The following is a 12,924-nucleotide window of genomic DNA, read 5'->3' on the forward strand; positions in this document are numbered from 1 at the left end:
CATGATGAGTGCCAGATTGGACATTTGAAATACCTGATACAAAGAAAAATACAAAGAAAAGCGCTGACATTAGAAAGCAAAATTCGCTGAATGAAAAGCAGGAATGCGCTGATCGGATCCATTTAAATAACGCGATTCCAGATGGCTTGAATGAAGTCTTTAGGTTGAAAGCACTCATCAAGCACTGAATGTTTTTTTTGAGCTTAAAACACAGTTTTTTTACCAGCATGCGCATCTGTTTGAAAATTGTCTGCAATTTTACAACAGACTGAGTATCGGAATAGAAAAGGTGTTGCTTTTATAAATCTCTCATTTGTTGAATATGATCGTGATGATGATATTCATAAGTTTGAAAGAGATGATAAATCGGTTTGTTTTTCTAAAGGTGATAGATCAAATCAGGATATTTCCAGATGAACATCTAATGAGCGAGCTAGAAATCTAGCGCACTCCATAACTTTTAGAAAAATAAAAAATTCAAAATCATCTTGGGCAAAAAATTATGGATTTTACTTTTAACGCATTTTATACCTTGATTGCCGCAGTCATTGTTTTGTTACTCGGCCGATTCCTGGTTAATAAAATCGATTTTTTAAAGCGCTACAATATTCCTGAGCCGGTTGCAGGCGGTTTGGTTGCTGCGATTATCTCATTACTGGTGCATTCACTGTGGGGATACAGCATCACCACCAGTTCAGAGCTACAAACCAGTTTTATGCTGATCTTCTTTGCCTCGATCGGTCTGAGTGCCAACTTTTCCAAGTTGCGTGAAGGCGGTGTCGGTCTGGTAATTTTCCTGTTTGCTGTTTCGGCTTTCATTATTTTGCAAAATGCGGTCGGCATAAGTCTGGCCACATTACTGGGTATTGACCCCTTGATTGGCCTGATTGCAGGCTCAGTTACCTTAACCGGTGGTCATGGTACCGCGGGGGCATGGGGGGAAATTTTTGAAGTTGAACATGGTATTCAAGGTGCGCTGGCACTAGGTATGGCCAGTGCGACTTTTGGATTGATTATCGGCGGTATTATTGGCGGACCTTTGGCCAAGTTGCTGATCAACCGTTATAACCTGGCGACTGCACGTACCGATCAGCAGATCGAAAAGCGTGACAATACGCCAATGGACAGCACCACCAGCGAATATGTACCGTTTGAATATCCGCATCAGGTGCGTTTAATTACCGCTGATAATGCAATCACGACCTTGGGCCTGTTTGCAGGCTGTTTGGCTTTTGCAGAGTTTATGACGGGTTTCAGTAAAGGTACAGCATTTGAACTGCCAACATTCGTGTGGGCATTGGCGGGTGGTGTCATCCTGCGTAATGTACTGGAAGGTATTTTCAAAGTTCAGATTTTCGATCGTGCGATTGATGTGTTCGGTAATGCTTCATTGTCGCTGTACTTGGCGATGGCATTGTTGTCATTGAAATTATGGCAATTGGCTGACCTTGCAGGACCACTGATGGTAATTCTGGGTGCACAGACTATCACCATGGCTTTGTATGCCGGTTTTGTAACTTTCCGCCTGATGGGCAAGAACTATGATGCTGCGGTACTTGCAGCGGGTCACTGTGGTTTTGGTATGGGTGCAACACCGACAGCGGTTGCCAATATGCAGGCGATTACCAATATGTATGGTGCATCACATAAGGCCTTCCTGATCGTTCCATTATGTGGCGCGTTCTTTGTTGACCTAATCAATGCCACTGTTATTCAAATGATCTTGAAGTTCTTTGTATAATTTAGACCTGATACGATGAGTCATAAGCTCATAAGGATGTGACATGAATGATCAGTTAAATGAAACATTGCTTGGCTGGATTAATGCCGTGAATGGTCCTTTGTGGGACTTTCTGGTGGTGTTTCTGGTCGCAGTTGGTATTTTCTATACAATCATGACGGGTGCAGTACAAATTCGTTTGTTCTGGCACAGCATGAAAGTCATGAAAGGCAGCCGTGGCAAGGTTCAGGATGCGCACGGCATTACCCCGTTTCAGGCCTTTGTGACTGGTCTTGCAAGCCGGGTCGGGGTGGGTAATGTCGCCGGTGTGGCCATTGCCATTGCGATTGGCGGACCGGGCGCGGTGTTCTGGATGTGGGTTACTGCATTTCTGGGTATGAGCTCTGCTTTGGTGGAATCCTCATTGGCGCAATTGTTTAAGGTGCGCGATCATAAAAACCAGCAATTCCGTGGTGGCCCCGCGTATTACATTACTCAGGGTCTAAAACAGAAATGGCTCGGGATTGTCTTTGCAATTGCATTGATCACGACCTATGGTTTTGTGTTTAATGCGGTTCAGGCCAATGCCATTACCGGTGCAACATCACACGCATGGGGCTGGGATCAGGCCAATATCATTTTGCCTTTAGGCGGATTGGATTTTGAAGTTTCCTGGATTGGGCTAGTCTTAGTATTGATTACAGCTACAATCATTTTTGGCGGTATTAAACGTATCGCCAAAGTGGCAGAAAAGGTAGTGCCCTTTATGGCGCTACTGTATCTGGCGGTGGCTTTATATATTGCGGTTATCAATTACGATCTGCTCCCATCCATCTTCCAGCTTATTTTCAGTAAAGCCTTTGAATTTGAAGCCGCTGCTGGTGGTTTCTTTGGTGCCATGGTGTCTATGGCCATGATGATGGGGATCAAGCGTGGTCTGTTCTCTAACGAGGCAGGGATGGGTTCGGCACCGAATGCTGCTGCAGCCTCGGATGTCAAACATCCAGTCAACCAGGGTCTGGTACAGATGCTCGGAGTATTTGTAGATACCTTTGTGGTGTGTTCATGTACCGCGATTATTATTCTGGTTTCGGGTCTGTATGAAAATGCAGGCTTTGAAGGCGTGACCTTGACCCAGATGGCACTCGAAAGCCAGATTGGTGCCTGGGGTGATGACTTCCTGGCTTTGATTCTGTTCCTGTTTGCCTATTCTTCGATTATTGGTAACTATGCCTATGCCGAAGGAAACGTCCAGTTCATCAATAACAATAGCCGGGTTATGTTGATTTTCCGTTTATTTGTATTGGTGATGGTGTATTTCGGTTCCATCGCCAGCGTGCCATTGATCTGGAATATGGCGGATCTGTTTATGGGCATCATGGCAAGTATTAACTTGATTGCGATCCTGTTGCTGATGCCATTCCTGCTGATGCTACTCAAAGACTATACCGGTCAGTTGAAGCGCGGTGTGAAAGAGCCTGAATTTAAACTGGATAACCATCCTAAATTTAAAGACAAGGTTAAATCAGATATCTGGTAAGACTTGAAATAAAAAGCCCCGATCATTCGGGGCTTTTTTGTGCCAATGTTTTATTTAGAAGAAATTTAAATAACTTTGATAAAGCACGAAGCCGAAAATCAGGCTGAACCAGACCGGTAATTTTGAACGTAGCAGGGCAATCATCACCGCGACAAAGACCAGGTCGGAGCCATAACTAAAATAGCGTTGTGAAAGATCCAGCAATAAATACAGTAACAGACCCACCACCGCAGCATTGATGCCCATCACCGCTTGATGAATATGGCGCTGCTGCATCAACCATGACCAGTAGGGCAAGGTGGCAAAGATCAGGAAAAATGAAGGTAAAAAGATTGCACAGGTCGCTAAAACTGCATTCAGCCAGACATAAGGCGTCCAAGGCAGCAAGGCCCCGATATAACTGGCAAAACTGAACAAAGGTCCTGGCATGAGCTGGACAAATGCATAGCCAAGATCAAAAGATTGTGCACTCACCAAACCGGTTGTGACAAAGTCCTGATGCAACAAAGGTAAAATCACATGACCGCCACCAAACACCAGCGAGCCAGTCTGATAGAAATTGGCAAAAAATTGCAGGTCTGATTCACCCCATAATTTCCCCGCTAAGGGGAGTAGAATAAACGGCAAGATAAATGCCAGTAACCAATAGGGTGCAGCGGCAGATCGAATATAAGGCGAGCTGATTGCCGTTTTGTTAATTTCTTTGGGTTTCGAATCTGATTGAGAAAAATGTCCAGCCAAGAGTCCACAGATTGCGCCCAGCATAATCACCAGAATTTGGTTAAAACTCGCTGAAACCACCATCAGTAATACTGCTGAGAGTATTAAGACCGCATATTGCCAGGCCGTTTTACAGAAGCTTCTCAGCATTTGCCAGAATGCCCAAGCGATTACAGAAAATACAATTAGCTGGATGGTATGAAAGCTGTTTGAGTTTAAAATATGAAAATAGCTTTGACCCAATAACGCTACCAAGCCCATCAGAATCATTGAGGGCAGGGTAAAACCCAGCCATGCGATCACGGCACCAGTATAGCCCCGTTGTAGATAACCGATCGAAAGCCCCACCTGACTGCTGCTCGGCCCGGGTAAAAGTTGCGCCAAAGCGACCAGTTGACTGTACTGGGTGTCATTCAGCCATTGCAGTTGGGTCACAAATTTTCGGTGAAAAAACACCAAATGTGCTGCCGGACCGCCAAATGAAATGCAGCCCAGTTGCAGGAAAATCAGAAAAATCCGGTACAGTGAAATGACTGACATAGCATGAAGGGGAAAATGAAGACAAACTACCCGAACTGTATGACAATTTTACGAAATTCTACAGATTATTTAAGCAGGTGTTTATACACTATGCTGCTTTAGTTAATGAGGACATTCTCTACATGCAGAAATATGTGTTGAGTATTGTGGCACTGGGTGCATTCGGCCTGAGTGGTTGTCAAACCACACCGATGACAGTCCAGTCAGCTACCAATCATCTACAACCTGCTGCGCAACGTGGAGAAGCTCAGGCACGTCCGAATCAAATTGATTTTGAAAAGATCAAGCAAACTGAACAGCGTCCGGTCATTGCTCTCGTTTTAGGCAGTGGTGGTGCGCGTGGCTATGCACATATCGGTGCGCTCGAAGTACTGGAACAGGCCGGTATTCGTCCGGATTTTATTGTTGGAACCAGTGCGGGCAGCATCGTCGGATCTATTTATGCAAGTGGTAAACCGGCGATTGAGCTGCGCAATATTGCCTTGAGCATGCGAGCAACCGATGTACGCGATATCAAACTGGATCGAAAAGGTTTTTTTGATGGCAAAAAAGTAGAAGACTATGTCAATTTACAAGTCGATCAAACTCCACTAGAAGCCATGAAAATCCCGATGTTTGTGGTGGCCACAGCACTAAAAGAAGGCAAGAAAGTCGTTTTTAATTACGGCAATACTGGACAGGCAGTACGTGCTTCAGTGTCGATTCCGAGTATGTTTATTCCAACAATAATTGAAGAAAAAGAATATGTCGATGGCGGGCTGGTCAGCCCGGTACCGGTGAATGTGGCACGTGAGCTGGGAGCAGATATTGTGATTGCGGTTGATATTCTGGCACAGCCTATTCATACGGAAACCACCAATGTCTGGGGACTGTTTAACCAGAATATTAATATTATGCAGCAACATCTGGCACAAGAAGAATTAAAGCATGCCGATGTGGTGATCCAGCCCGATTTACGGGAAAAAGGGCATATCTTTGATGTACGTGGCAGGGAATTAACCATGCAGGCCGGCATTGATGCTGCACAGTTAAAACTGATGGATATTTCTCTCGCTTATCAAAAACATAATTATGCTCGCGGCCATCATATTCCGCTCTTTGTGGCTCAGGAACAGCAGCAGCCCTAAAGCATATTTCGGTTAAATTTTCTTGTTCATCTTTTATGAGATCGAATCAGGTAGGCAAAGCTATTGCATCCCTATGCTTTCCAGATTCTGATCTTAACGCTGGCTGATCGTTATAAAAGATTAAATCATTGTTTCTGCATATGAATTGGCCAGAATTTTCAGGAGAGATAAGCTTTATTTTGACTGTAAATTATTGAATTATAATTTATATTCTTTTTAGAAATGAGTGTTGCTTTTCTAAGTCACAATTTTAATATTATTATTCCTATACTTAAGTTGATCAAATATTTAAATATTGTTCATGACAGAATGTGCTTTGAAATATTACTGAATAGATGTAACTACAATGAATCAGATTAAAATTGGACATCAGGTCAAGTTGGCACAATTTGAACACTATATTTTTACAGTGACAGCTGCACATCCGGATGGTTCTTTCACGGTCACTACCACACTGGATGGTCAGCAAATTCTCAGCTATGAAAATGTCGCCCAGGAAATGTTAAGACCACTCATGCGCTAAATCAGTAATGATTTATCCAGCGTCTTGAATTATTTTTTGCAAAATGAGAGCGGCCCGAAAAAAACTTGAGCTGGGTAAGCAGATGCTTTGGATCAATAAGTGTTTATTTGTTTGGAACTTAGCTTCTTGCTGAGCCTTGAGATCTGTTAAATATATTTTTTTCTGTATGAGTGCAGTTTCTATATCAATAATTATGATGCTTCATTTGCCGAATTGAACATTTTATTCATGTTAAAAACGCTATAATAATAAGCGATAACCTTGTCATTCAAAGAGTTCAAAGAAAACGATGGCCCCTTTAGATCAAATTGCAGCAGTGTCAGATGACCAGTCAGAGTTAACGATGTCAGTTCTCATGACGCCAGATATGGCAAATTTTTCAGGAAATGTTCATGGTGGAACCATTCTGAAATTACTGGATCAGGTGGCGTATGCATGTGCGAGTCGCTATTCGGGCAGTTATGTCGTGACCTTATCGGTAGACAAGGTGAACTTTAAGGAACCAATTCATGTGGGTGAGCTGGTAACTTTCTTGGCCAGTGTCAACCATGTTGGTCGCACCTCGATGGAAATCGGGATTCGTGTAGAAGCGCAGAATATTCAAAAAAGAACGGTACGCCATACCAATAGCTGTTATTTCACTATGGTGGCCGTAGATGAAAATGGCAAACCGAAACAGATTCCGGCTTTGAACTTGGACAATGACTGGAAACGTTGCCGTTTTGAAGCAGCCGAACAGCGTAAAGTCGCGCGTTTGCAAGAGAATCATCATCCTTCATGCAGTATTTATAAAAAGACTGCACAGAGTTAAGCGGTGATTTAAAAACATCTTCATAAGAGTAATGCCAGTCAGTTAACCAATTGACTGGCATTTTCTTTTTTAAATTGAGGATTATATGTGATAGGTGGAAAAGTCATCCGCAACTGTTTGAGGCATGAGGTGTATTGCACCGCAAGATTAAAAAAATGATGGTCTCCATGACAAATTGACGAGTCGAGGGTGGCTGACGAGTTTTGCGGTGAGGAATATGACTGCAAGATGCCTTCCTTGCGAAGTTCCGCTGCTCATTTGAATGAAACCAAAGTAACAAATGATATTGAAAATATTTGATTTAAAACCTTCAGACTCCATCATGAACGACTAAGCAGTTAAAGCGTCTATTTTTAAATTCTTTAACTGATCAGCATTACTTTATAAGAGAGTCTTTTTTGCCTTAATTTCAGTTTATGTCTGGAGCTTTATCGTTTTTTGCTCTAATATAAAACGATACGTATCGTATCGATTGTGTTTGAAGATAAGTAGACTTTATGAATCATGACGAAAAAAGCTCACGACGACAGCAATGTATCTTGCAGGCGGTTGCCGATGCATTGGCAGAGGGAGAGTATCATCGACTGACTATTGAGGCTGTTGCAGCACGAGCTGGGGTGGGAAAATCTACGATTTATCGCTGGTGGAAGCATAAATCAGAGCTGGTGCTAGATACCTTCAAACAGCATACGGTCTCAGTCTTTGAGCCTGATCCTGCAAATGACCTGAAAAGTAATCTGATTCGACAGCTAAGCTTGTTGTCTCAGGCGCTCAACCATCCGATTGGTCGGGCTTTACTGGTGGTAATCGCCAATCATCGTGAGCTGGCCGGTGAATTCTTTCAGCAATATTTATTGCCGCGTCGACAGCAGACTCATCAACTGATTCAGCAAGCGATTGAGCGTGGCGAGATTCGCGCGGATTATCCTTTTGATTTAATGCTGGACAGTTTGTACGGCCCGATCCATTACCAGATTATTTTTTTCAATCGTATGCCGGATGAAAATTACATCCGGGCGCTGGTTGGGTTAGTGCTGCATCCTGTTGTAATTCAAGCCTGAGCCTGGTCTATTTTTCTTAAAGTTGGTTTTTATGTCTCTCAGCCCCGAGCGTTTATGGAATCGCTCATTTATCTTGTGCTTATGCAATAACTTTTTTCTGTTTGTTTATTATTTTGCCTTACTGACCATCTTGCCGATTTACATCATGAAAGATTTGGGGGGCTCAGTCAAAGAAGCGGGTCTGGCACTGACCTTGTTTCTGGCATCATCAATTGCAGTTCGGCCTTTTTCCGGCATGATCATCGAAAAACTGGGCAAGAAAATCTCGATGCGCGGTGCAGGCGTGATTTTTGCGCTGTTTGCCTTTGGCTATTTGCTCATTGATAGCTTGTGGTCACTGTTGCTGGTGCGATTTCTACATGGCATTTGGTTCAGTATTTTGACCACGGTGGCGGTTCCGGTGGCCAATGAATTTATTCCAGAACAGCGTAAAGGCGAGGGCATGGGCTATTTTGTCATGTCGACCAATCTGGGGGTGGTATTTGGCCCATTGCTGGCCTTGACCGTCATTCAATTCACTAGCTTTAAAAGCTTATTTGGGATTCTGGCTATTATTATTTCTCTAGGACTGATTTTCTGCTGGATGCTGAAAATTACCGAACTGCCAAAATCAAGGCGGATTGGCACAGAAAAAACCAAATTAAGTCTACAAGATATATTGGAAGTGAAAGTCCTGGCGGTAAGCTGTGTGGCATTGCTGACGGCATTTGCTTATTCGGGCATCATGAGTTTTATCACGGCATTTAGTGAAAGCAAGCAGCTTTTGGCTTATACCAGCGTATTTTTTATTGTATTTGCGGCTTCGATGCTGTTGGTACGGCCGTGGGTCGGGAAAATCTATGATCGTAAGGGGCCAAGTGCTGTCATTTATCCTTCCTTTATTTTCTTTGCGATTGGCCTAGTCATGGTGAGTCTGATATCCAATCAATGGACGCTCTGGTTATCAGCGGTCTTTGTGGGGATCGGTTATGGTTCATTATTTCCATGTCTGCAGACACTCGCAATTCAATCTGTCGATAAGCAGCGTATGGGACATGCGATTTCAACCTTCTTTACCCTGTTTGATCTGGGTTTGGCGGTAGGTTCCGTGGTGATGGGCCTATTGATTGCCTATTGGGGCTTTGAAGCGATGTATGTGTCGAGTGCTGCACTCGTCATTGTGACGATCTTGGTTTATCGTCAGTATGTGGCCAAAAGACCAATACACGTACCGGAAAATCAGGAAGCATAAAATGGAATTAAGACATTTACGTTATTTTGTCACTGTGGCCGAGGAACTGAATTTTACCCGGGCTGCGGAAAAATTGAATACTGTACAGCCTTCCTTAAGTCAGCAAATCAAGGATCTGGAGCGTGAGGTAGGCGTACAGTTACTGGAGCGAAATAACCGTAAGGTCAACCTGACCGAGGCCGGACAGGTTTTTTTAAAAGAAGCTTTGCTCAGTCTGGAACATGCAGAACGTGCGATCCACGCTGCCAGACAGATTGCCAATGCACATCAGGATCAGCTGAATATCGGATTTGTACCGGTTGCGGAAATGAAAGTCTTTCCCTATATCATGCCCAATATCCGCGCACATTTTCCTGAACTGAAAGCACTATTTCATAGTTTGACCGACGCTGAGCAGTTTAGTGCTTTAAGAAAAGGCCAGATCGATATTGCTTTTACCCGCTATCCGGGACAGTCGAGCGAGTTTGATTCGATCCGGATTTTTGATGAACCTTTAACCCTGATTGTGCCGAAAGATTCTCCGGTTGCGACCCTGACACATGTCAGTATTAAGAGCTTTGAAAATCAGGATTTTGTCATTAGTGATGAGCAGGCTTCACCACAACTGCATCGAATTATTCAAGACTTTTTTAAACAGTCTAAATTGAAGGTCAATGTGGTGCAGCATTCCACCAATATCCTGCTCAATGTCAATCTGGTCGGAATGGGCGTGGGCTGGAGTCTGGTACCAGCCTATGTGATTCCATTACTCGGCGATAATATCGTGGTCAAAAAGACCCTTGAACCTTTGCCCATGATTGGGCTATATGCCAATTATCGTAAAGACCAAAAACATGTGGTGATTGATCTGATTTTAAAAGTCTTAAAAGAAAAGTTTTGTGTCGATCTTTTTTAAGATTTGCATCTTTGGTCTGCCTATATTTTAAAAGCTGTGCGACAGAAATGATCTGTAGCACATCTGTGTAAATTGACACAGAAAACCGTTTTATACTGAAACTCTAAAAATAAAAAATGGTTAAACCAATATGATGAAGCTCTATAACAATCCGCAATCACGGGGCCTGACCCTGTTGCCCTTATTGAAAGAATTGCAGATTGAAGACCAGATTGAGCAGGTGGAAGTGTCCTATGAATATATGCATCAAGCTGAATATTTACAGATTAATCCGATAGGAAAAGTTCCCTGTCTGGTCGATCAGGAGATTGTCATTTCAGAAATGGCCGCCATTTTTATCTATCTGGCAGATAAGTATTCCGACCAAGGCTTGGCACCTGCTTTGGATGAACCCAAGCGTGGGGCATATTTAAAATGGATATTGTTCTGTCATGGGCCCTTCACCGAATATATCGATATAAAAAATTTGCAGGTCTCGCCAGAAAATATTGAACAGAACCGCAGAAGTCTAAGTTTCGGGAATGAAGCTGCAGTATTTGATTTTCTGAAACAGGGCATAAGCCAGGCCAATCCCTATTTGCTGGGTGAAGAATTTTCCGCAGCAGACTTATATGCGGCTTATTGTTTAGTCTTTGCGATCTCTGCGAAAATTTTACCGCCATTTGACGAGTTCAGACCCTATTTGCAGCAGATGGCCTCTCGTGATTCCCTGAAAGATATTCCCTGGTTTCAAGACTACCGAGCCTAATTCCTCGGTCTATATATTGTCCGAGATATCTAAAAACAATAAAAAACCACGCCGAAGCGTGGTAAAAAATGACCTTAAAATTATTTTAGGTACAGCTTTTTAAACAGTTGCTGACTGGTGTTTTCCAGTGATTGTGGAATGGCCAGTGCGGCCACAAAACGGTCAGGACGCAAGATCACCACTGAATCGGAAGTATTGCCAAACCAGGAGCGAATTTCTGTGCCGCTATCACCAATGGTGATGACATCTTCAAACGGTTGGCGCTGGGTATTTTGTAACTGCACTGCCGGAATGACCTGAATAAATTTCACACCGAGTGTTTTCCACTGTTGCAGTGTCTCTGGACTCAGGCCCCATTTTGGATCGACACCCCAGGCAATAATGGCAAAATCATTGCCAATCACTTCATCCAGTAACACTGTTTCACCTGATGCAAGCTGAACTTGAGGCTGAATGAACATCTTGCCAATTGGAGAATTTTTGGCGCCGGTGCTCAAAAGCACACCATCATGATATTTCGGCATCGGTTTAAAGCGCATTTCCAGCAGGTACTGTTTGATCGGCTTGATATAGTTCAGGGCATAGGCGATACCGTCACGGACAAAACCTTGCCACTTTTTTGGTGGTGCCAATACATGACCGGCCATCACGGACAGATCAATCATGGCTTTGGCATGGTCTTTACGTTCAATCTGATAAGAGTCTAAAAGTGCGGGGCCGGTTTTGCCTTGAACCACCAGTGCGACTTTCCAGGCCAGGTTAAAGGCATCCCGCATCCCGCTGTTATAACCCTGACCTTGCCAGACGGGCATAATGTGCGCAGCATCACCTGCCAGTAAAATGCGGTCTACCCGGAATTTGTCCGCAATACGGGCATTATGCGTATAAACACGCTGACGGATCACTTCGATGCCATCGGTACTTGGAAGCACTTTGGCCAGTAATTTGGCAATATTTTCCGGTTTGCTCAGTTCTTCCTGAGTTTCACCCGGCATGACCATAAATTCAAAACGGCGAATTCCATGGGGCAATGCGGCGGATACATAAGGACGTACCGGATCACAACACAGGTAAATATGCGGTGTCGCAAGCGGATCATTTTCAAGATCGATCACGATCCATTGATTCGGCGCAGTTTCACCCTCAAAAGCAATGCCCAGATTGCGGCGTACATAAGAGTTACCGCCATCACAGGCAATCAGGTACTGGGCACGGACTGTTTCTGTATTCCCTTGTTCATTTTGCAGGTTAAGCGTTACACCCTCGGCATCCTGACTAAACTGGGTCAATTGACGTGAGAACAGCACCTGCGTATTTTCATATTGTTTTAAGCCCTGAAGCAGAACCTGATCGACTTGTGGCTGAATAAAGGCATTACGGCGTGAAAATCCAAATTCACGGGTTAAAGGTTGAATATCTGCAAAACAGCGACCCTTAGGTGTTAAAAAGCGCATAGCATGATTGGGCGTGGTATGGGGCAAGACTTGATCGACCAAACCTAAGGATTGAATGGTACGCAAAGATTCATCATCGATCCCAATGGCACGTGGATAATCAATCAAACTATCCAGTTGCTCGACCATCGTGACGCTCACGCCTTGCTTGCTCAGATAGTTGGCAATGGTTAAGCCTACAGGCCCAGCGCCGAGGATTGCTACATCAGTGCTGTAATTGGTATTGCTCATAGTGAATGTCCATTCAATCGACTTGCATTTCAATCTATTAAGGGACAGTTCTGAGCTGTAAACAAGTTAGGCGATAGTAGTTGAGCTATATCAATAATATTAATTTTAAATAGATTTTTATTAATTAAATTATTGAATTTAAATGATAAATTTAAAATAATTCAATAGTCATTCTCAATCCTGTGATCAGTTTTAACTATGATGAGCATTTAAATCTAGTCAATAAAAATGCTGAACCCGCAGCAAGCATGATTCAGCATCGATCAATATGAGGCAGTACAGGCTAAGCCTACTGGAGAAATACTGCCCTGATATTTTCTTTG

11 protein-coding genes are annotated in these 12,924 nt (G+C 43.5%); 9 read left to right on the forward strand and 2 right to left on the reverse strand.

Going from position 1 to position 12,924, the window contains the following annotated elements:
* Positions 1-502: 502 nt before the first annotated feature.
* Together gltS and FTV48_RS07335 are read left to right on the forward strand one after the other, a co-directional pair.
* Positions 503-1,741: a sodium/glutamate symporter gene (gltS, locus tag FTV48_RS07330; RefSeq protein WP_179999857.1), complete on the forward strand. Its 1,239-nt coding sequence runs from the start codon at positions 503-505 to the stop codon at positions 1,739-1,741.
* 43 nt (positions 1,742-1,784) lie between these two features.
* Positions 1,785-3,260: a sodium:alanine symporter family protein gene (locus tag FTV48_RS07335; RefSeq protein ID WP_179999859.1), complete on the forward strand. Its 1,476-nt coding sequence runs from the start codon at positions 1,785-1,787 to the stop codon at positions 3,258-3,260.
* 54 nt (positions 3,261-3,314) lie between these two features.
* On the opposite strand, the gene chrA is transcribed toward FTV48_RS07335, so the two are convergent.
* Positions 3,315-4,520 carry a chromate efflux transporter gene (gene chrA, locus FTV48_RS07340; RefSeq protein ID WP_179999861.1) on the reverse strand — a complete coding sequence of 402 codons (1,206 nt, stop codon included), beginning with the start codon at positions 4,518-4,520 and terminating at the stop codon, positions 3,315-3,317.
* A gap of 122 nt (positions 4,521-4,642) precedes the next feature.
* Between chrA and FTV48_RS07345 the strand changes: the two genes are divergently transcribed.
* The 7 genes from FTV48_RS07345 (at position 4,643) to FTV48_RS07375 (ending at position 10,916) form a co-directional block, all read left to right on the forward strand.
* Complete coding sequence (locus tag FTV48_RS07345) at positions 4,643-5,647, forward strand: patatin-like phospholipase family protein (RefSeq protein ID WP_179999863.1); 1,005 nt, start codon at positions 4,643-4,645, stop codon at positions 5,645-5,647.
* 346 nt (positions 5,648-5,993) lie between these two features.
* A complete protein-coding gene (locus FTV48_RS07350; RefSeq protein ID WP_167381266.1) occupies positions 5,994-6,170 on the forward strand; it encodes a hypothetical protein in 177 nt (58 codons plus the stop codon).
* A 289-nt stretch (positions 6,171-6,459) separates the two neighbouring features.
* Positions 6,460-6,981, forward strand: coding sequence for an acyl-CoA thioesterase (locus tag FTV48_RS07355; RefSeq protein ID WP_004280680.1), 522 nt, complete (start codon positions 6,460-6,462; stop codon positions 6,979-6,981).
* Between the two features lie 497 nt (positions 6,982-7,478).
* Positions 7,479-8,042 carry a TetR/AcrR family transcriptional regulator gene (locus FTV48_RS07360; RefSeq protein ID WP_179999865.1) on the forward strand — a complete coding sequence of 188 codons (564 nt, stop codon included), beginning with the start codon at positions 7,479-7,481 and terminating at the stop codon, positions 8,040-8,042.
* A 31-nt stretch (positions 8,043-8,073) separates the two neighbouring features.
* Positions 8,074-9,273 (forward strand): MFS transporter, encoded by a 1,200-nt coding sequence (locus tag FTV48_RS07365; protein WP_179999867.1) that lies wholly within the window; start codon positions 8,074-8,076, stop codon positions 9,271-9,273.
* 1 nt (position 9,274) lies between these two features.
* Positions 9,275-10,168 carry a LysR substrate-binding domain-containing protein gene (locus FTV48_RS07370; RefSeq protein WP_179999871.1) on the forward strand — a complete coding sequence of 298 codons (894 nt, stop codon included), beginning with the start codon at positions 9,275-9,277 and terminating at the stop codon, positions 10,166-10,168.
* A gap of 133 nt (positions 10,169-10,301) precedes the next feature.
* Positions 10,302-10,916 (forward strand): glutathione S-transferase family protein, encoded by a 615-nt coding sequence (locus FTV48_RS07375; RefSeq protein WP_179999903.1) that lies wholly within the window; start codon positions 10,302-10,304, stop codon positions 10,914-10,916.
* An 80-nt stretch (positions 10,917-10,996) separates the two neighbouring features.
* Here FTV48_RS07375 and FTV48_RS07380 read toward each other — a convergent pair whose 3' ends face one another.
* Entirely contained in the window at positions 10,997-12,601 is a 1,605-nt protein-coding gene (locus tag FTV48_RS07380; protein ID WP_179999873.1) for a bifunctional 3-(3-hydroxy-phenyl)propionate/3-hydroxycinnamic acid hydroxylase, read from the reverse strand.
* Positions 12,602-12,924: the final 323 nt, after the last annotated feature.

This window comes from Acinetobacter sp. YH18001 (genome assembly GCF_013416975.1).
Taxonomy (GTDB): Bacteria; Pseudomonadota; Gammaproteobacteria; order Pseudomonadales; family Moraxellaceae; genus Acinetobacter; species Acinetobacter pseudolwoffii.